Annotated in this window: 15 protein-coding genes and 4 tRNA genes; 17 read left to right on the plus strand and 2 right to left on the minus strand. The window is 59.5% G+C overall.

The features are described 5' to 3' along the window. The first annotated feature begins 58 nt into the window (after positions 1–58). The 11 genes from GIW28_RS11110 to GIW28_RS11160 all read left to right on the plus strand — a co-directional run bounded on the left by GIW28_RS11110 (position 59) and on the right by GIW28_RS11160 (position 8,387). A tRNA-Ala gene (locus GIW28_RS11110) sits at positions 59–134 on the plus strand. A 78-nt stretch (positions 135–212) separates the two neighbouring features. After that, positions 213–288 (plus strand) — tRNA-Glu (locus tag GIW28_RS11115). Positions 289–338: 50 nt separating this feature from the next. After that, positions 339–414, plus strand: a tRNA-Ala gene (locus tag GIW28_RS11120). Between the two features lie 79 nt (positions 415–493). Continuing rightward, positions 494–569 (plus strand) — tRNA-Glu (locus tag GIW28_RS11125). 183 nt (positions 570–752) lie between these two features. Further along, positions 753–1,292 carry a TetR/AcrR family transcriptional regulator gene (locus GIW28_RS11130; RefSeq protein WP_236446612.1) on the plus strand — a complete coding sequence of 180 codons (540 nt, stop codon included), beginning with the start codon at positions 753–755 and terminating at the stop codon, positions 1,290–1,292. 14 nt (positions 1,293–1,306) lie between these two features. Further along, positions 1,307–2,140, plus strand: coding sequence for an alpha/beta hydrolase (locus tag GIW28_RS11135; RefSeq protein WP_017138729.1), 834 nt, complete (start codon positions 1,307–1,309; stop codon positions 2,138–2,140). A 37-nt stretch (positions 2,141–2,177) separates the two neighbouring features. After that, the gene (locus GIW28_RS11140; RefSeq protein ID WP_138814668.1) at positions 2,178–2,612 is read left to right on the plus strand and encodes an acyl-CoA thioesterase; all 435 of its coding nucleotides are present in this window, start codon (positions 2,178–2,180) and stop codon (positions 2,610–2,612) included. Between the two features lie 55 nt (positions 2,613–2,667). Further along, positions 2,668–3,627 (plus strand): tRNA dihydrouridine synthase, encoded by a 960-nt coding sequence (locus GIW28_RS11145; protein ID WP_236446614.1) that lies wholly within the window; start codon positions 2,668–2,670, stop codon positions 3,625–3,627. A 572-nt stretch (positions 3,628–4,199) separates the two neighbouring features. Then, positions 4,200–5,183, plus strand: a complete 984-nt coding sequence (locus tag GIW28_RS11150; protein ID WP_236446616.1) for a hypothetical protein — start codon at positions 4,200–4,202, stop codon at positions 5,181–5,183. A gap of 78 nt (positions 5,184–5,261) precedes the next feature. Then, positions 5,262–6,296 (plus strand): hypothetical protein, encoded by a 1,035-nt coding sequence (locus tag GIW28_RS11155; RefSeq protein WP_329606432.1) that lies wholly within the window; start codon positions 5,262–5,264, stop codon positions 6,294–6,296. 177 nt (positions 6,297–6,473) lie between these two features. Beyond that, on the plus strand, positions 6,474–8,387 hold the full coding sequence (locus GIW28_RS11160; RefSeq protein ID WP_236446620.1) for a hypothetical protein: 1,914 nt from the start codon (positions 6,474–6,476) through the stop codon (positions 8,385–8,387). Here the strand turns inward: GIW28_RS11160 and GIW28_RS11165 are convergent. Both GIW28_RS11165 and GIW28_RS11170 read right to left on the minus strand, forming a co-directional pair. Next, on the minus strand, positions 8,373–11,681 hold the full coding sequence (locus tag GIW28_RS11165) for an EAL domain-containing protein (protein ID WP_017138735.1): 3,309 nt from the start codon (positions 11,679–11,681) through the stop codon (positions 8,373–8,375). The genes GIW28_RS11160 and GIW28_RS11165 overlap by 15 nt on opposite strands. Before the next feature lie 67 nt (positions 11,682–11,748). Continuing rightward, on the minus strand, positions 11,749–12,639 hold the full coding sequence (locus tag GIW28_RS11170) for a LysR family transcriptional regulator (protein ID WP_017138736.1): 891 nt from the start codon (positions 12,637–12,639) through the stop codon (positions 11,749–11,751). A gap of 140 nt (positions 12,640–12,779) precedes the next feature. Between GIW28_RS11170 and leuC the strand changes: the two genes are divergently transcribed. The 6 genes from leuC to GIW28_RS11200 all read left to right on the plus strand — a co-directional run bounded on the left by leuC (position 12,780) and on the right by GIW28_RS11200 (position 19,309). Continuing rightward, positions 12,780–14,198, plus strand: a complete 1,419-nt coding sequence (gene leuC, locus GIW28_RS11175) for a 3-isopropylmalate dehydratase large subunit (RefSeq protein WP_236446622.1) — start codon at positions 12,780–12,782, stop codon at positions 14,196–14,198. 10 nt (positions 14,199–14,208) lie between these two features. Next, positions 14,209–14,853, plus strand: coding sequence for a 3-isopropylmalate dehydratase small subunit (gene leuD, locus GIW28_RS11180; RefSeq protein WP_003234333.1), 645 nt, complete (start codon positions 14,209–14,211; stop codon positions 14,851–14,853). Positions 14,854–14,981: 128 nt separating this feature from the next. Then, positions 14,982–15,746: a class I SAM-dependent methyltransferase gene (locus tag GIW28_RS11185; RefSeq protein ID WP_236446627.1), complete on the plus strand. Its 765-nt coding sequence runs from the start codon at positions 14,982–14,984 to the stop codon at positions 15,744–15,746. A gap of 53 nt (positions 15,747–15,799) precedes the next feature. Next, positions 15,800–16,882, plus strand: coding sequence for a 3-isopropylmalate dehydrogenase (gene leuB, locus GIW28_RS11190; protein WP_021491199.1), 1,083 nt, complete (start codon positions 15,800–15,802; stop codon positions 16,880–16,882). A gap of 64 nt (positions 16,883–16,946) precedes the next feature. Then, complete coding sequence (gene asd, locus GIW28_RS11195) at positions 16,947–18,059, plus strand: aspartate-semialdehyde dehydrogenase (RefSeq protein ID WP_017138739.1); 1,113 nt, start codon at positions 16,947–16,949, stop codon at positions 18,057–18,059. Positions 18,060–18,298: 239 nt separating this feature from the next. Next, entirely contained in the window at positions 18,299–19,309 is a 1,011-nt protein-coding gene (locus GIW28_RS11200) for an aspartate-semialdehyde dehydrogenase (protein ID WP_176991850.1), read from the plus strand. Positions 19,310–19,427 lie beyond the last annotated feature (118 nt).

Genomic DNA, 19,427 nt, shown 5'->3' on the forward strand with positions numbered 1-19,427 from the left:
AAATAAATTTGACACACTTCCAAACCGCCATTAAGATTCGCCCCGTCCTCACCGATGAGGGGCTATAGCTCAGCTGGGAGAGCGCTTGCATGGCATGCAAGAGGTCAACGGTTCGATCCCGTTTAGCTCCACCAATTTACAGGTTCAAGGTCTGGCCACACCGTCCTTGAATTGATCAGAACTCAGCTCTGATCGGTTGTACAGAAGGTTTTGTCCCCTTCGTCTAGTGGCCTAGGACACCGCCCTTTCACGGCGGTAACAGGGGTTCGAGTCCCCTAGGGGACGCCAGTTTCAACAAGCAGCTCGAAAGGTCTGCTGCGTCGCGAGACGAAAAATCCGGGGCTATAGCTCAGCTGGGAGAGCGCTTGCATGGCATGCAAGAGGTCAACGGTTCGATCCCGTTTAGCTCCACCAATTTACAGGTTCAAGGTTCCGGCCACACCGTCCTTGAATCGATCAGTTCTCAGCACTGATCAGTGTATAGAAGGTTTGTGTCCCCTTCGTCTAGTGGCCTAGGACACCGCCCTTTCACGGCGGTAACAGGGGTTCGAGTCCCCTAGGGGACGCCACGATTACCCGCTCTGCGGGATTTTTAAGGGTCATTCAATTATTGAATGGCCCTTTTGTTTGTCTGGCGTTTGGCCAATTCTCTCCTCAGTGCCCCTTATTCTGTCCTGACCAGCGGTCATGCCTGTCGCTTGCTAAATATTATTATGGTAATAATATTCAACCCATGAGAGACGGAGGCACTGATGAGCGATAAAAAAGCGCAAACCCGCGAACGCATTTTGCAGGCTGCCAGCGCGGCGTTGATCCAGCGCGGCCCGGCTGAGCCGAGTGTCGGCGAAGTCATGGGCGCAGCCGGGCTCACGGTCGGCGGTTTCTACGCGCACTTTGAAAGCAAGGACGCGCTGATGCTGGAGGCCTTCACCCAGTTGCTGGCTCGGCGGCGTGCGTCGATCGACGACATGGACGCGCAACTGACCGGTGAGGAGCGCAGAAGCCTGGTGGCGGCGTTCTACCTGTCGCGCAAGCACCGCGACTCCACCGACCACGCCTGCCCGATCCCCGCCACCGTGGGCGAGATGAGCCGCCTGCCGGACGAGTTCCGCCTGGCGCTCAACGAGCACACCGAATTGATGGCCGCCCAGTTGGCCGCCAGCCCCGAAGACACCGACAAGGCCCTGGCCGACATGGCCTTGATGATCGGCGGCCTGGCGCTGGCTCGTGCGCTTGGCTCGGGTGAATTGTCCGACCGCGTGTTGCGCGCCGCCAAGTCGGCAGTGCGTTAAAGAGGAGTCGCATGATGGGCGCATTAACCTGGATTCGTGGTTTCCATGGCACCGTTGGCCGTTTGGCACCGCGAACGGTGGCCAGCAAATTGCGCCGCACCTTCATGACACCGCGCAACTTGCCGCCGCGAGATTGGGAGCTGCCGCTGCTGGCGCAATCGGAGCGCATCACCTTGCGTTTCGGCTTGTCAGCGTTGTGCTGGGGCCAAGGCCCAGCAGTATTGCTGATGCATGGTTGGGAAGGGCGCCCCACGCAGTTCGCCAGCTTGATCACCGCGTTGGTGGACAATGGTTATTCGGTAATAGCCCTGGATGGCCCGGCCCATGGTCGCTCGCCGGGGCGTGAAGCGCATGTGTTGCTGTTTGCCCGCGCCATGCTCGATGCTGCCGCTGAATTGCCGCCGCTGCATGCGGTGGTCGGGCATTCCATGGGCGGCGCCAGTGCGATGCTGGCGGTGCAATTGGGGTTGCGCACTGAAGCGCTGGTGAGCATTGCCGCGCCCTCGCGCTTCCTGGATGTGCTGCGTGGCTTTACCCGCATGGTGGGCTTGCCGCCGCGTGCGCGCTCGGCGTTTATCCAGGAGGTCGAACAGACTTTCGGCATGCCGCTCAAGCACCTGGATGTGGCCCACTACCAGATGAACCTGCCGGGGTTGATCGTGCACGCTGAAGACGACACGTTCGTCCCGGTCAAAGCCTCGCAAGCCATTCATGAGGCTTGGTTCGACAGCCGCCTGCTGCGCCTGGAGCAGGGCGGTCATCAGCGGGTGCTGGCCGATCCACGGGTGATCGAGGGTGTGTTGGCCCTGTTGGCCGGCAGTCGTTTACAGGAGCGGCAAACCGCCTGATACACTGCCCGGCGACATTCATCGACTGGAGCAAGGCATGGGCTGGGATCTGGCAGCGCCGTTTATCATCGACCTGCAGGTCGCCGCTGAAGACATCGATGGCCTTGGGCACGCCAATAATGCGGTGTACGTGTCCTGGCTGGAGCGTTGTGCGTGGCGTCACTCCCAGCGTCTGGGGCTGGACCTCACCGAGTATCGCCGGCTGGACCGCGCCATGGCCGTGGTGCGCCATGAAATCGACTACCTGGCGGCCGGTTATGAAGGTGACGAGTTGCAATTGGCCACGTGGATCGTTGACTGGGACCAGCGGCTGAAGATGACTCGGCGCTTCCAGTTGGTACGCCCCAGCGATGGTGCGACCCTGCTGCGTGCGCAAACCACCTTTGTTTGCATCGAGCTGTCCAGCGGCAAACCCAAGCGCATGCCCGCCGAGTTTCTCGATGGCTATGGCCCGGCCCTGACAGGGGGTTAACGGTTACTGTGGGAAACCCAGTAAACTGCGCCACGATTTTTGTTGAGTGTTTCCCATGCAAATTGCTTTGGCGCCCATGGAGGGGTTGGTCGACAACATCCTGCGGGACGTGTTGACCCGCGTGGGCGGTATTGACTGGTGCGTGACCGAGTTCATTCGCGTCAACGACCGCCTGCTCACCCCGACCTATTTCCACAAGCTCGCCCCCGAACTGCTGCACGGTGCCCACACCGCAGCGGGCGTGCCGTTGCGCGTGCAGTTGTTGGGCTCGGACCCGGTGTGCCTGGCGGAAAACGCTGCGTTGGCGTGCGAATTGGGTTCCGAGGTGATCGACCTGAACTTCGGCTGCCCGGCCAAGACCGTCAACAAATCCCGTGGCGGTGCGGTACTGCTCAAGGAGCCCGAGCTGCTCAACCAGATCGTCGAGCACGTGCGCCGCGCCGTGCCGGCGCATATCCCGGTCACTGCGAAAATGCGCCTGGGCTTCGACAGCCCCGACGGTGCGTTGGTGTGCGCCACGGCCCTTGCTGAAGGCGGCGCGGCGCACATCGTGGTGCATGCGCGCACCAAGACCGATGGCTACAAGCCGCCGGCCCATTGGGAGTGGATTCCGCGGGTGCAAGACGTGGTCAAGGTGCCGGTGTTTGCCAATGGCGATATCTGGAGCGTCGAAGACTGGAAGCGTTGCCGCGAAGTCAGCGGCGCCGAAGACATCATGCTTGGCCGTGGCCTGGTGGCCCGCCCGGACCTGGCCCGGCAGATTGTGGCGGCGAAGGCAGGCGAAGAGGTGGTAGAGATGACGTGGGCAGACATGCAGCCGATGCTCCAGGAGTTCTGGCGCCAATCGGTGGCGCAACTGACCGAAAAGCAGGCGCCGGGCCGTTTGAAGCAGTGGCTGGCGATGCTCACGCGCAACTACCCCGAGGCAGTCGAGTTGTTTACCGCGCTGCGCCGCGAAACCGGGTTGGAGCAGGTCAGCCGCTTGCTGGGTATGAAGCATCCCGACCCGGCGTAGTGAAGCGATCACAGCCGCCTTTGTTTCAAAAATGCTCCGTATTGAAAGATACGGAGCATTTTTGCATTTAAAGGTATTGCCGGGGAGGCTCGCCAAGCTTGAGAGGTGGCGTTTTTTCGCTGTCGGAAGCTTTTTTAGTGCTGGAAAGCAACAGTCGCTGCCAAACCGGGTTTGGAAATTGATACAGAGTTGTTCTAAATAGTCAGTCGTTTTCTAATCAAGTAATAAATGTTGCGACAGGTGTTTCATTGAGTGCGGAGTATCACACGTTGTCGTTTTGTTGGTTAGTTAATCATGTCGCTTAATTGCAGCCTTGGCAGTTTATAAGTGCATGTGTCCGCTGTTATGCGGGTAGGGGTGAGCGACGTCTCGGTTTTTCGTGAATAACAACGGGGAAAAGTCCTAAAGGTTGATTTGGTTTCCTTATATGAAGCGCGATTTCTGGAACTCAATAATCTCGCGCTTCACAAAAGTAGGGTCTGTGAAGCAGCGCTGTTGCTTGCAGCACTTATAATGACTGTCGCTGTTCTGGGTTTTAATTGCCCAGGCTGCGCTTAATTAGGAAATTGCTAATGTCTTTTTCGATCAACCATTCGCCCTCTATCAACTCTGATACGTTGCCCCTTGACCTGACAGTCTCGAAAGAACCCAATGTCGGTAAGCCTGTTGGCCTGCACGGGGCTGGTTTGGGGCACACTCCACCCGCCCCCCGAACTGAGTTTTCCACGGCTCTGCAGCGTGACGGGTTGAATAATGCCAACATGCTCACGAAACTGTTTGATATGTTTGAACAACTTGTCAGCGCCCTGCGTGAGATGTTTTCGGGCAAGGCCGAAACAGTTGCCCTAATGCCTCACACCGATACAACAGCCAATACCACGCAAGGTATATACCCTCAGAACGACGTGGCTGTGCACACCCAACCTCTGCTGAAGGACGCTGCGGCTGCCGCGTCTCAATTGAAAGGCAAGCTGCAAACAGGCTCGCTGTCCAAGGTTATTTCGGACGTTGCGGATCAACTAAAAGAGAAGTCGGATGAGGATTCGCATCCAGCAGCGATACCAGTCTTCGGGAGCCGTGTTTCACATCCGATGCGCGAATCCGGTGTGAGCGTAACCAATCAGGCAAAACCGCAGGTCAAGGTGGAGGTCAATATCAACCATTGCCACTGTCCCGAGACCTTGGTTGAGCGCGATGGAATAACAACCGGTGTAAGTATACCGGTTGATCACCGCCCTCGGACGCGGATAAACCTTAAGCCTGACAGCCCTGCCGAGCCGCACCCCACTGTTGGCGAGACGCTCAAGACGGTTTCGCCTATCACGCCTGTAGCGCCGGCACCGATTGACGACCACGACCACGACCACGACCACGACAGCCATAGCAAACCGCGCCACATCCATAGTGAGGTGCCAGGCTCGCCCAGGAAGACCCCGCAGGAAGACTTGGAGGTACTCACTAAGCCCAAGGTTGGCGTCACGAGCCCAGGCCCTGCTGAAAATGAGAATGATCGTTGGGACCAGGGCTTCTCCAGCCGCTCCCGGCTGAGGAACTGACACCCGCCAGGGTGTTTTTACTTCGCCGATAACGCCGCGTTTCCCCGGGCCCAAGGTTCGGGGAACCGTTTGAAAAACGTGGAGCAAGTCATGGTGTATTACCGAATTGATAACATCGCTTACCCAGATGTGCGTCAGCTGCCAAGCATGGATTTGCATGGCGCACCCAATGAGCGCGCGTCCTTTTACGCGCCAAAACATGCCGGTTCGCGGTGGAACTCGGTGCCGGTGCCCAGTGATAGGCCTGGGCAACAAAGGGCTCAAAGCCTGGTGGACAGGGTTGCCGCATTTTTAGCGCAAGTGGCCAGTGGTCCCTCGCAGCCAAAGGCTAAGGTCTTTCCCGATGTGCCCCCACAACCCCAAGTGAATCCCCAGGCGGTGAGGCGTGCCGCGCCAGCTGACTCGGCGCCCGTGCTGACTTGCGTGCCTGCGCAGGCGCATGGAGGCGATATCCCGGGTTTGTCCGATAAGCGTAATGGCGCAAAGCCATTGAATATTTGGAGTGGGTTCCGTCAGGGGCCAGGCGGTAACTGTGCCACGGTAGCGACGATCAAGGCTGCCATGCACACATTCGGTCAAAGCCCGACAGACATCTACCGCGAAGTCAGGCGGCTGGACGGTGGTTATCGGGTAACGATGCGCGACAATTACACGCTCACATTGACCGACCGAGAGTTGGCAGTCGCCTCGCGCGCTTCGCAGTTCATCGGCCCCGATAAAGGCATGCTCAAGGATGCGCACTTTTTGTTTGCCGTCAGTGCCAAGCGTGCACACGAGGAGAACAACGACACAACGGCGGGTGAGAGCTTTGACGCGGGTGTGGAGAGTTTGAATGATGGTGAGGATGAGGAAAAGCCTGGCGAGGGCTTCCTGCGGTTAGGGCTAATTCACTATATGAAAAACGTCAGCGTGCGTGAGCTTGCCGAAGGTCACGTGGGCGTGAGTAATCGGCGGGGGCACTCGGTAGCAGTCATCAATGGCCTTGAAGAGATTTGGGGGCGGCCCGGGGCTGAGCCTCGGCGAGGGGAGGCTGTGGCACTCAAGCGCACTCCTTGCTGTCAAGGCCTGGCCTCGCTGGGCGCGAATGATCAGGTAATAAAAGATAAGCGTTGACCGTAACTTTCTACTTATCGCAACTCATTGATTTAACTCTTCTTCTCAACGTGTATTGATTGACAGACTGCAGGAGTCATTTTTGTGGACGTAGCCAGGCTTAACCTCTCTACTCGTTCAACACCCGTACATTCCCTGCCTTTTACAGGGCCGATCTCACACTCCACAGACGTTAAATTGCTGGACGTTGTCAACGCATTCAATGCCCCTCAAAGACGCTTTGGTGAGGACTATGACGCCAGTGCTCACTTAGCGGTTATCAAAATGATGATGGTTACTTTTGGTCAACGCCCTTCGGACTTGTTTACGCAGGTCAAACGTGCCGAGCAGGGGTATGAGGTCACGCTTAGAGATGGCAACAAAGTCCAAGTGTCCGATCTCGAGTTACGGCAAACAGCCGCCGGCTCAAGAATTGTTGGACATGACCCGGCGGCGATCAGTGATGCGAACTTTGCATTGGCTGTGTTTGTTAAACGTAAACAACTAATGGGCGTTCAGGCAGGTAATAGTCAGGGGTTTAAGAGTGCATTATCAAATTCGTTGCGTGGTGAGACGACTTATAATGTGCTCAAGGGCCTGGGCATGGCCGGTTTTTTACGCCAAGTACCGTCGGCGCAGTTGGCAGGCAGCGGGGTCGGCGTCATGCAAACCCATACATTTGGCGGTGCCCTGGTCTATGGGGGCGTGAGCCATGAATATGGGGGCCAGCGACCTGTCGAGCGTCCCTATGTCTACGTGCTGGTTAATCACAATACGTCCGTTGAGGTGCAGGGTAATGCCTCTGGTTTGAGTGCCAGCGCTCAGCCTCAGAGCCCCTCCGACCCCGGCGTGCCGCCAATGAGCGATTTGTCTTCCGACATCCCTGTTCGAGCAAAGGGGCAGAAACCTGTCGATATGGTAAGAAGTTTTGACGTCGCTGAACGACGGTTCGGTGAGGGCGATACCCGTCGGCATGCGTCCGTGATCAAAATGATGATGATGAGGTTTGGTCAAAGTCCGCAGGATGTGTTCGACAAGGTCGTGGCGGCCGCAGAGGGCTATGACATCACCATGAAGGACGGTTTTTCTTTACATCTGTCCAAAGAAGAATTGAGTCGCACGGCCGGGGTCTCGCGGTTTACCGGCGGTGACGGCGGTATTGTGATGGATGCCAATTTCATCTTGGCGGCCTATGTAAAACGTGTGCAACTGTCCAGTACGGACCCTGATAAACAGGGGAGCTTCGAGCGCGCGTTATCCGCGGTCATGCTTAATGATACGGTGTACCGGGCATTAAAAGGGATGGGGATGATCGGTTTCCTGCGCATTGTCGAACCCGAAAAAATGTTGAAAAAAGGCGCCGTTGCCGTCTTGGATAATTACGCTGGTGAGTTTGTACTGGATGGCATCAAATACTCGTCGGGAAAACAACAGCCTGTTGTCAAAGACTATGGCTATATGCTCGCCATGCAGCCGTCGAACACTTCGTCGGCGCCACCGGGCGGGAACATTTCAAACCTCTCCAGTCGTCAGGTGGGCGTCAAGCCTGACAATATCTGGAGTGGGTTCTATCAAGGTTCAGAACTCAACTGCGTCACCGTCTCTGCGATCAAGGCCGCGATGATGAAGTACGGTCAAAATCCCCAGGGCATTTATAAGCGCATTATTGAGACACCCGAGGGTTATACCGTGACCATGCGTGACTCATGCACGGTACACCTGACCCACGATGAGTTGAAAAAAGCGCAAAAAGGTTCGCACTTCTTCGGTGAAGATAAAGGTCTTTTGCACGACGCGATTTTCATGTTCGCGGTGAGCGCAAAGCGCGCGCAAATGGAAAATCACGAGTTTCGGGCTGAAGCGAGTTTTGAGGCCGCCATGGGGACGCTCAATGATAGAGAAACCCCTGGCGAAGCACTTCGGCGCCTTGGCTTGTATGCCTTCACGCGTAGCAGCACTGCCGAGGAATTGGCCAGTGGCGTTGCGGGCACTCTTGCCAATCATGGCCACTCCGTAGGCGTTTTTGACGGAATTATCGATTTTTATGGGTCAACAATAAAATTGGCCGGTTCGGACTGGGAGAAAGGCGCTCACGCGTTAAAACTGGTGTAGACCGGGTGAGGGCGGTTGGACCAGTAACTGCCTGAACGCCTTGATCGGCAACGGCCGGCTGTGCAAATACCCTTGGAACAAATGGCACCCCAGCTTTTGCAGGAACGCCAGTTGCTCCGGCGTTTCCACGCCCTCGGCAATTACATCAAGGTTGAGGCTGCGGGCCATGGCCACGATGGCGCGGATGATTTCCGCGTCGTTGGGGTCATGGGTGGCATCGCGCACGAAGGACTGGTCGATCTTCAGCGCATCCACCGGCAGGCGTTTGAGATAAGTCAGCGACGAATAGCCGGTGCCGAAGTCATCCATGGCAAAGCTCACGCCGAGCTTTTTCAGGCGGCGCATCTTGGCCACGGTGTCGTCCAGGTTCTGGATGACGATGCCTTCGGTGATCTCCAGCTTTAACAGGCTGCAGGGCAGATGATGCTGTTTGAGGCTGTGTTCTACCCGCTCCACAAAGTCGTTCTGGCGAAACTGCCGGGGGCTGATATTCACGCACAGGCTGAAATTAAGCGGGTCTACCAGGCCCTCGGCAATCAGCTGCGCAAAGGCGCCGCAGGCCTCATCGAGAATCCAGGTGCCGACCTCCAGGATCAGGCCGCTGTCTTCCAGTACCTTGATAAATTCGGTGGGAGACTGCGCGCCCAATTGTGGGTGCTGCCAGCGCACCAGCGCCTCGGCGCCGACAATTTTGTTGCCGCGTGCATCCACCTGGGGTTGGTAATGCACGCTGAACTCACCGCGTGACAGCGCCAGGCGCAGGTCGGTCTCCATGCGCAGACGCTCACTGGCGGTTTTCTGCATGCTGTTGTGGAACATTTGCGTGGTGTTGCGCCCCGAGTCCTTGGCGCGATACAGCGCAATATCGGCGCGCTTGAGCAGGTCGGCCGGTGTGGAGCCATGATCGGGTATAAGCGCCACGCCGATGCTCGGTGTGACCTGCAAGCGGTGGCCATCCAGGAACATCGGCTCCGACAGCAGTTCGCGCAGCGTGTCGGCCAATACTTGTACTTGGCCGCTGACCGCTGTACGTGTGCCTTCCAGGCCACTGAGCAACACCACGAACTCATCACCGCCCAGGCGCGCCACGGTGTCTTCCAGGCGCACGCTGGCTTCCAGCCGTGCAGTGACTATTTTCAGCACGGTGTCGCCCACCGGGTGACCGAGGGAATCATTGATGTGCTTGAAGTGGTCAAGGTCGAGGAACAATAACGCGCCGCGCAGGTTATGGCGTTTGAGCAGGGCGATCTGCTGACTGAGACGGTCCATCAGCAGCGCGCGGTTGGGCAGGTTGGTCAGAGGGTCGTGGTAGGCCAGGTGACGAATCTGCGCCTGGGCGTTTTTCAACAGGCTCACATCCCGTGCAGTCAACAGCAGGCACGGGGTTTCATTGAGGGTGATGGGTTCGACCGAGACTTCCACTGCCAACACTTCACCGCGCTTGTTGTGCCAGAGCATTTCCAGGTGATGAATGCGGCCCTTGATCTGCAGTTCGGCCAACAATGCCGCGCGCTGGTTTTCATCGGCCCAGATGCCGATCTGGTAGAGCGTGAGGCCGATGGCTTCTTCGGCGCGGTAGCCGGTCAGGCGGCAGAAGCCATCATTGACCTCGACATAACGGCCGGTGTCGCGTTCGGTGATGGAAATCGCGTCAGGGCTGGAGTGAAAAGCCTTGGCGAATTTCTCTTCACTGGCCTTGAGCGCGGCTTCCGAGCGCTGTTGCTGGGTGATATCGCGCAACGTCGTGACAATGCAGGGTTGGTCACCGACCTTGATCAACCGGCTGGAAATTACGCAGGTCAGGCTGTGGCCGTTCTGGTGATGCACCACCAGGGCCACATTGCTCAACGATTGTTCGCGAATCACCTGCTCAATGCGTTGCAGGCGCTGGCTCGAATCGTCCCACAGGCCGATCTGCTCGGCGCTGTTGCCGATGACGTCGGCAGCGGTCCAGCCGAAGGTCTGGGTAAAGGCCGGGTTGATCTCGATAAACACGCCGCTGTCCAGGCAGGTTACGCAGATCGGGTCGGGGCTGGCCTGGAACAGGCTGGCGAATTTTTCTTCGGAGGCGGTCAGGCGTTGTTCGCGTTCAACCTGGTCGGTGATATCGAGCAAGGTGCCGGCCATGCGCAGCGGCTTGCCGGCGTCATCGCGATACAGGCGTGCACGGCTTTCCAAGTAGCGCGGGCTGCCATCTTCCATTTCTACGCGGTAGGTCAACTGATAGTTGCCGTCCGGGCCTTCGCGCAGGCTGCGGTAGGCGTTGCGCATGCCCTCGCGGTCGGCATCGGACATGCCTTCAAAAAACGCATCGAAGGCTTCGTGGAACGGTTCGGGCGGCAGGCCGTGCAACTGGGCAGCGCGGGCCGAGCCGTAGAGCATGCCGGTGGGGATATGCCAGTCCCAGGTGCCCAGTTGCGCCGAATCCAGGGCCAGGTCGAGGCGCTCCTGGCTGTCCTTGAGGGCCTGCTCGGCGTTCTTGCGGTCGGTGGTGTCAAGAAAGGTGCTGATCAGGTAAGCCTCGCCCTCAAGCTCGACCTTTTGCGCGCTGAGGGTGCCATCGTGAATCTGGCCGTTGCTGGCGCAGAACTGCACGTCCATGGTGATCGGCTCGCCCTTGCGCTGGGTGGCCTTGACCAGCAGCGCGCGCTCCTCGGGGTGGCGCCACAGGCCCAGCTCCAGGGTGGTGCGGCCGATGGCCTCGGCCACGGGCCAGCCAAAGTGAATCTCGAAGTACTGGTTGGCTTCGCTGATGCGGCCGTCGGACTGGCGGGTGAGCAACACCATGTTGGGGCACAGGTGAAACAGCGTGGCGAAGCGTTTTTCCGATTGCATGAGGGCGTGTTCGCGCTCGCGTTGGCGAGTGGTTTCGCGAATTACCCCGATCATGCGGCGCCGGCCGGTTTTGTCCGGCGCCAGGCTGCCGTTGATTTCCAGCCAGTGATGGCTGCCATCCGGCCATTGGATGTGGTGGTGCATGGCCTGCTCGAACGGCTCGCCCGCCAGCACCGCATGGAACGCGCGCACCACCCGGGCGCGGTCCTGCGGCGCCAGCAGGTCCAGGTAGTCGAGGTCTTTGGGCAAGGGTTGCCGAGGGTCGTAGCCAAACAACGCCTGGGTGCCGCGTGACCAACTGATCCTGCCGGTATCGATTTCCCAGCACCACGCGCCAAGGCGGGCAGCATTGAGGGCCGCCAGCAATTGTGGAGCACTTTCCCAGCTTTGTTCCGCCTCTTGAGGGTCCAAGGCGTAAATGCGCGGCAGGGGCGGTACGGAATCGACGGGGTTGCGCATTATCAATGGGCCTTGGCTCAATGGGCGTTCGGCGCGGGATTATTCAGGCTTTATGGGCCGCACAGCTTCATGCCGGTATCCCTGGCAGATCGACCTGTGCATCCAATAGGCTCATGAAAGCCCGCGCAGCGTTCGACAGCGTCCTTTCGGTGTGCACGATATAGCCTAGCTGGCGACTGAGCTGTATGCCCGGCAAAGCGATACTTGCCACCTGATCATCGAGCATGGTGCGCGGCAAAACGCTCCAGGCCAGGCCGATGGAGACCATCATCTTGATGGTTTCCAGGTAGTTGGTGCTCATGGCGATGTTGGGCGTGAGGCCCTGGGCCTCGAACAGCCGTCTGACGATATGGTGGGTAAAGGTGTTGCCGCCGGGAAAGACCGCCGGGTGTTTGGCAATGTCGGCAAGGCTGACCATACCATTGCCGGTCAAGCTGTGTTCCGGTGCCACCACGAAGTCCAGCGGGTCGTCCCACACCGGCGTGGCGCGCACCAGGTTGTGCGGTTCAGGTGCCAGGGTGATGACCGCCACTTCGGCACGGCCATGGAGGATTTCTTCGTAGGCCACTTCCGAATCAAGGAACTGAATATCCAGTGCCACATTGGGATATTGCCGGGTAAAGGTGCGCAGAATGGGCGGCAGGCGGTGCAGGCCGATGTGATGGCTGGTGGCCAATGTCAGCCGGCCGCTGACTTCGCCGGTCAGGTTGGTGAGCGCCCGGCGTGTATCGTCCAGCACATTCAAAATCTGATAAGCGCGTGGCAGCAGGGCGCGCCCGGCTTCGGTCAGGCCGACTTCACGGCCCAGGCGATCGAACAGGCGCACCTTTAATTGTTGTTCCAGCCCGGCGATGCGTTTGCTGATCGCAGGCTGGGTCAGGTGCAGGCGATCACCGGCGCCGGAAAAGCTGCCGGTCTCGGCGATAGCGATAAAGGCGTTGAGGTTGGCCAGGTCCATGGTGGTATTCCAGTTGGTAATCCAAAGCATAAAAAATATGAATTTGAGTTATTTAATGTAGCGCCATACCATCAGCCTCACAAGCCAAAGGGTTATTGAAAAGCCCGGCGTATAGATGCACCTGTGATGAGGACCGACTGATGGCCGGCAAAACGCTTTACGACAAGCTTTGGGATTCCCATGAAGTGAAACGGCGCGACGATGGCTCGTCGCTGATCTATATCGACCGTCACATCATCCATGAAGTGACCTCGCCCCAAGCGTTCGAAGGCCTGCGACTGGCCGGGCGCAAGCCTTGGCGCGTCGACTCGATCATCGCAACCCCGGACCACAACGTGCCGACCACTCCGGAACGCAAGGGCGGGATCGACGCCATCGTCGACACCGTGTCGCGCCTTCAGGTGCAGACCCTCGACGACTACTGCGACGAATATGGCATCACCGAATTCAAGATGAATGATGTGCGTCAAGGCATCGTCCACGTGATCGGCCCGGAGCAGGGCGCCACCTTGCCGGGCATGACGGTGGTCTGCGGCGACTCCCACACGTCCACCCACGGCGCGTTCGGCGCCCTGGCGCACGGCATCGGCACCTCCGAGGTGGAACATGTGTTCGCCACCCAGTGCCTGGTCGCCAAGAAGATGAAAAATATGTTGGTGAAAGTCGAAGGCAAATTGCCGTTCGGCGTGACCGCCAAAGACATCGTGCTGGCCGTGATCGGCAAGATTGGCACCGCCGGCGGTAACGGCCACGCCATCGAATTCACCGGCAGCGCGATTCGCGACCTGTCCATCGAAGGCCGCATGACCATCTGCAACATGTCCATCGAAGCCGGTGCCCGCGTGGGCATGGTGGCGGCGGACGAAAAAACCGTTGAATACGTCAAAGGTCGCCCATTCGCACCGGCGGGCGCCGATTGGGATGCCGCCGTTGAAGCCTGGAAAGACCTGGTCTCCGACACCGACGCGGTGTTCGACACCGTGGTCGAGCTCGACGCTGCCCAGATCAAGCCGCAAGTCAGCTGGGGCACCTCGCCGGAAATGGTCCTGGCGGTTGACCAGAACGTGCCGGACCCGGCTAAAGAAACCGACTTGGTCAAGCGCGGTTCCATCGAGCGCGCCCTGAAATACATGGGCTTGCAAGCCAACCAGGCGATCACCGACATTCAGTTGGATCGCGTGTTTATCGGTTCCTGCACCAACTCGCGGATCGAAGACCTGCGCGCTGCGGCGGTGATCGCCAAGGGCCGCAAAGTGGCTTCGACCATCAAGCAAGCCATCGTGGTGCCGGGTTCGGGCCTGGTCAAAGCCCAAGCCGAAGCCGAAGGCCTGGACAAGATCTTCCTCGAAGCCGGTTTTGAATGGCGTGAGCCGGGCTGCTCGATGTGCCTGGCGATGAACCCGGATCGTTTGGAACCGGGCGAGCATTGCGCGTCTACGTCCAACCGTAACTTCGAAGGGCGTCAGGGCGCTGGTGGCCGTACCCACCTGGTCAGCCCGGCCATGGCCGCTGCGGCTGCCGTCAACGGTCGTTTCATCGACGTTCGCGAATTGATCTGAGGAATACCCGATGAGAGCTTTTACCCAACACACCGGCCTTGTCGCCCCTTTGGATCGCGCCAACGTCGACACCGACCAGATCATCCCCAAGCAGTTCTTGAAGTCGATCAAGCGCACCGGTTTCGGCCCTAACCTGTTCGACGAGTGGCGCTACCTGGACGTGGGCTACGCCTACCAGGACAACTCCAAGCGCCCGCTGAACAAAGACTTCGTACTCAACGCCGAGCGCTACCAGGGCGCCAGCGTATTACTGGCGCGGGAAAACTTCGGCTGCGGCTCCAGCCGTGAGCACGCGCCGTGGGCGCTGGAAGAATATGGCTTTCGCAGCATCATCGCGCCAAGCTACGCCGACATCTTCTTCAACAACAGCTTCAAGAACGGCTTGCTGCCGATCATCTTGAGCGACGCTGAAGTGGATGAGCTGTTCAAGCAGGTGGAGGCTGATGTGGGCTACCAACTGACCGTTGACCTGGCCGCGCAAACCGTGACCCGTCCGGACGGCAAGGTGTATCACTTCGAGGTGGATGCGTTCCGCAAGCATTGCCTGATCAATGGCCTGGATGATATCGGCCTGACCCTGCAGGACGGCGATGCGATTGCCGCGTTTGAAGCCAAACACCGGGCGAGCCAGCCCTGGCTGTTTCGCGATGCCTGATTGGCGGTAACCGTGCGGGCCCCATCGCGGGCAAGCCCGACTCCCACCCTGGAATGCATTCCACTGTGGGAGCTGGCTTGCCTGCGATAGCGCCCGTACAACCACCCCAACACCCAAGGAAAGCCACCATGACCACCACCGCCCACACCCAAGTCGTGCAAAAACAATTCGGCGAGCAAGCCTCCGCCTACCTGAGCAGTGCCGTGCACGCCCAAGGCACCGAATTCGCGCTGCTCCAGGCCGAACTGGCCGGGCAGGGCGCTGCACGGCTGCTGGATCTGGGTTGCGGCGCCGGGCATGTGAGTTTTCAGGTGGCGCCACTGGTTAAAGAAGTGGTGGCCTACGACCTGTCCCAACAGATGCTCGACGTGGTTGCCGCAGCTGCTATAGACCGCAACCTGGCCAACATCCGCACCGTACACGGCGCCGCCGAGCGCCTGCCATTCGCCGACGGCGAGTTCGACTTCGTGTTCAGCCGCTACTCGGCCCACCACTGGAGCGACCTGGGCCTGGCGCTGCGCGAAGTGCGCCGGGTGCTCAAGCCCGGTGGCGTGGCGGCCTTCGTCGACGTCTTGTCACCGGGCAGCCCACTGTTGGACACTTACCTGCAAACCGTCGAAGTGCTGCGTGACACCAGCCACGTGCGCGATTATTGCGCCGCCGAATGGATGCAACAGCTCAGCGAATCCGGCTTGCATGTGCGCACCAGCAGCCGTCAACGCCTGCGCCTGGAATACACCTCGTGGGTCGAGCGCATGCGCACGCCAGAGGTATTGCGCGCGGCGATCCTTGCGCTGCAACAGGCAATGGGCCAGGAAGTGCGCGATTACTACGAGATTCAAGCCGACGGCACCTTCAGCACCGACGTGCTGGTGGTTTTCGCTGAACGCTGATTGATTTTTCCCGACCTGCCCACGGGCGGGTCGCTTGATGAAATGAGGAACGCATGAGCAAGCAGATTCTGATTCTCCCTGGCGACGGTATTGGTCCGGAAATCATGGCCGAAGCGGTCAAGGTCCTGGAACTCGCCAACAGCAAGTACAGCCTGGGCTTTGAGCTGAGCCACGACGTGATCGGTGGCGCGGCCATCGACAAGCACGGCGTGCCGCTGGCTGACGAAACCCTGGACCGCGCCCGTGCGGCCGATGCCGTGCTGCTCGGCGCCGTGGGTGGCCCGAAATGGGACAAGATCGAGCGTGACATCCGCCCTGAGCGCGGCCTGCTGAAAATCCGCGCGCAACTGGGCCTGTTCGGCAACCTGCGCCCGGCCATCCTCTACCCGCAACTGGCTGACGCGTCGAGCCTCAAGCCGGAAGTGGTCGCGGGCCTGGATATCCTGATCGTGCGTGAACTGACCGGCGGTATCTATTTTGGCTCGCCACGCGGCGTGCGCGAGTTGGAGAATGGCGAACGCCAGGCCTACGACACGCTGCCGTACAGCGAGAGTGAAATCCGCCGTATCGCCCGTGTCGGTTTCGACATGGCCCGCGTGCGCGGCAAAAAGGTCTGCTCGGTCGATAAAGCCAACGTACTGGCCTCCAGCCAACTGTGGCGCGAAATCGTCGAGGAAGTCGCCAAGGACTACCCGGACGTCGAGCTGAGCCACATGTACGTCGACAACGCTGCCATGCAACTGGTGCGTGCGCCCAAGCAGTTTGACGTGATCGTCACCGATAACCTGTTTGGCGACATCCTGTCGGACCAGGCCTCGATGCTCACCGGCTCCATCGGCATGCTGCCGTCGGCGTCCCTGGACACCAACAACAAGGGCATGTACGAGCCTTGCCACGGTTCGGCGCCGGACATCGCGGGCCAGGGCATTGCCAACCCGTTGGCGACGATTTTGTCGGTCTCGATGATGCTGCGTTACAGCTTCAACCTGAGCGAAGCGGCGGATGCCATCGAGAAGGCCGTAAGCCTGGTGCTGGATCAAGGTTTGCGCACCGGTGACATTTGGTCACAGGGTTGCACCAAAGTCGGCACGCAAGAAATGGGCGACGCAGTAGTCGCCGCGCTGCGGAATCTGTAATCTCTCCGGCCCGCTTGCAGTTGTTGCTGCAAGGCGGCCCACTTTTTAACAAGGTGTAGTTGCGATGAAACGTGTAGGTCTGATCGGTTGGCGCGGTATGGTCGGTTCCGTGCTCATGCAGCGGATGCTGGAAGAGCAGGATTTCGATCTTATTGAGCCGGTGTTTTTCACCACTTCGAACGTAGGTGGCCAAGGGCCGTCCGTGGGCAAGGATATCGCCCCGCTCAAGGACGCCTACAGCATTGAAGAGCTGAAAACCCTCGATGTGATCCTGACCTGCCAGGGTGGCGACTACACCAGCGAAGTCTTCCCCAAGCTGCGCGAAGCCGGCTGGCAGGGTTACTGGATCGACGCCGCCTCCAGCCTGCGCATGCAGGACGACGCGGTGATCATCCTCGACCCGGTGAACCGCAAGGTCATCGACCAGCAACTGGATGCCGGCACCAAGAACTACGTCGGCGGCAATTGCACCGTCAGCCTGATGCTGATGGGCCTGGGCGGCTTGTTCGAAGCCGGCCTGGTTGAGTGGATGAGCGCCATGACTTATCAGGCGGCGTCCGGCGCCGGTGCGCAGAACATGCGTGAACTGATCAAGCAGATGGGCGCGACCCACGCCGCTGTCGCCGATCAACTGGCCGACCCTGCCAGCGCGATCCTCGACATCGACCGCCGCGTGGCCGAAGCCATGCGCAGCGACGCTTACCCGACCGAGAACTTCGGTGTGCCATTGGCCGGCAGCCTGATCCCGTGGATCGACAAGGAACTGCCAAACGGCCAGAGCCGCGAAGAGTGGAAGGCCCAGGCCGAGACCAACAAGATTTTGGGTCGCTTCAAGAGCCCGATCCCGGTCGACGGCATCTGCGTGCGCATCGGCGCCATGCGCTGCCACAGCCAGGCGCTGACCATCAAGCTGAACAAAGACGTGCCGATCGCCGATATCGAAGGGTTGATCAGCCAGCACAACCCGTGGGTCAAGCTGGTGCCGAACAACCGCGACATCAGCATGCAGGAGCTGAGCCCGACCAAGGTCACCGGCACCCTGAATGTACCGGTGGGCCGTCTGCGCAAGCTGAACATGGGCAGCCAGTTCCTCGGCGCGTTCACGGTCGGCGACCAACTGCTGTGGGGCGCTGCCGAGCCGCTGCGTCGCATGCTGCGGATCTTGCTTGAGCGTTGATCGCTTGAAGCCGTAAGAGAAACCCGCGTACTGGTGACAGGCGCGGGTTTTTTGTTGCCCTTGAGGCCGCCATCGCAGGCAAGCCAGCTCCCACATTTTGTTTTGTAAACACATTCAAGGGTGGGAGCTGGCTTGCCTGCGATGAGGCCATCAGCCTCACCACAAAGGCCAGCTTAATTGCCTCACCCCGAGCCACCCGGTAAAGTGCCGCTCCCCCCGCAATGCCCGAGGCAGCCTCCATGACCCAGACCTTTGAAATCGCCGTGATCGGCGCCACTGGCACCGTCGGTGAAACCCTGGTGCAGATTCTCGAAGAACTGGATTTTCCGGTGGGCACCCTCTATCTGCTGGCCGGCAGCAATTCGACCGGCGCCTCCGTGCCGTTTCGCGGCAAGAACGTGCGGGTCAAGGAAGTCGATGAGTTCGATTTCAAAAAAGCGCAGCTTGCCTTCTTTGCGGCCGGCCCGGCCGTTACCTTGAGCTTCGCCCCGCGCGCCACCGCTGCCGGTTGCGCGGTGATCGACTTGTCTGGCGCCTTGCCTGCTGAACAGGCGCCTCAGGTGGTGCCGGAAGCCAATGCCCATGTACTGGACAGTTTGAAAAAGCCCTTCCAACTGAGCAGCCCAAGCCCATCGGCGACCAACCTGGCCGTGGTGCTGGCGCCGTTGCGTGAATTGTTGGAGATCCAGCGTGTCAGCGTCACCGCCAACCTGGCGGTATCCGCCCAGGGCCGTGAAGCCGTCAGCGAGCTGGCGCGACAGACCGCCGAACTGTTGAACGTGCGCCCGCTGGAGCCCAAGTTCTTTGATCGGCAAATGGCCTTCAACCTTTTGGCACAAGTCGGCACGCCAGATGCGAAAGGTCATACAGCCCTGGAGAAACGTCTCGTACACGAACTGCGCGCGGTGCTGGAAACTCCATTGCTGAAGATTTCTGCAACCTGCGTTCAAGCCCCGGTGTTTTTTGGCGATAGCCTGACGGTGTCGTTGCAATTGGGCGCGCCGGTCGATCTGGCAGCGGTGAACCGTGCATTGGAAGCGGCGCCTGGCATCGAACTGGTTGAAGAGGGCGATTACCCCACGGCTGTGGGCGATGCGGTCGGCCAGGATGTGGTCTACGTCGGCCGTGTGCGTGCAGGTGTGGATGACCCGGCGGAACTAAATCTGTGGCTGACGTCAGATAACGTACGCAAGGGCGCGGCACTCAACGCCGTACAGCTGGCGCAGTTGTTGATAAAAGGCCTTGTGTAAAAGATACTTGGCGGCAATTTGTAGATTGATTCTAGCCAGGCGCTATGCTTGGCCCCAAGCGGTAAAGAAGCGCGTCGGTAACCTATCGGCTCGCCATGCCTTGTGGCAGCGGTTACCA

The sequence above is a fragment of the Pseudomonas sp. PA-5-4B genome (genome assembly GCF_021606215.1).
Classification (GTDB): Bacteria; Pseudomonadota; Gammaproteobacteria; order Pseudomonadales; family Pseudomonadaceae; genus Aquipseudomonas; species Aquipseudomonas edaphica.

Excerpts from the sequence above, each read along its gene's own strand:
- GIW28_RS11130 (WP_236446612.1), top strand. The coding sequence starts at position 753 with ATGAGCGATAAAAAAGCGCAAACCCGCGAACGCATTTTGCAGGCTGCC.
- GIW28_RS11135 (WP_017138729.1), top strand. The coding sequence starts at position 1,307 with ATGGGCGCATTAACCTGGATTCGTGGTTTCCATGGCACCGTTGGCCGT.
- GIW28_RS11140 (WP_138814668.1), top strand. The coding sequence starts at position 2,178 with ATGGGCTGGGATCTGGCAGCGCCGTTTATCATCGACCTGCAGGTCGCC.
- GIW28_RS11145 (WP_236446614.1), top strand. The coding sequence starts at position 2,668 with ATGCAAATTGCTTTGGCGCCCATGGAGGGGTTGGTCGACAACATCCTG.
- GIW28_RS11150 (WP_236446616.1), top strand. The coding sequence starts at position 4,200 with ATGTCTTTTTCGATCAACCATTCGCCCTCTATCAACTCTGATACGTTG.
- GIW28_RS11165 (WP_017138735.1), bottom strand. The coding sequence starts at position 11,681 with ATGCGCAACCCCGTCGATTCCGTACCGCCCCTGCCGCGCATTTACGCC.
- GIW28_RS11170 (WP_017138736.1), bottom strand. The coding sequence starts at position 12,639 with ATGGACCTGGCCAACCTCAACGCCTTTATCGCTATCGCCGAGACCGGC.
- leuC (WP_236446622.1), top strand. The coding sequence starts at position 12,780 with ATGGCCGGCAAAACGCTTTACGACAAGCTTTGGGATTCCCATGAAGTG.
- leuD (WP_003234333.1), top strand. The coding sequence starts at position 14,209 with ATGAGAGCTTTTACCCAACACACCGGCCTTGTCGCCCCTTTGGATCGC.
- GIW28_RS11185 (WP_236446627.1), top strand. The coding sequence starts at position 14,982 with ATGACCACCACCGCCCACACCCAAGTCGTGCAAAAACAATTCGGCGAG.
- leuB (WP_021491199.1), top strand. The coding sequence starts at position 15,800 with ATGAGCAAGCAGATTCTGATTCTCCCTGGCGACGGTATTGGTCCGGAA.
- asd (WP_017138739.1), top strand. The coding sequence starts at position 16,947 with ATGAAACGTGTAGGTCTGATCGGTTGGCGCGGTATGGTCGGTTCCGTG.
- GIW28_RS11200 (WP_176991850.1), top strand. The coding sequence starts at position 18,299 with ATGACCCAGACCTTTGAAATCGCCGTGATCGGCGCCACTGGCACCGTC.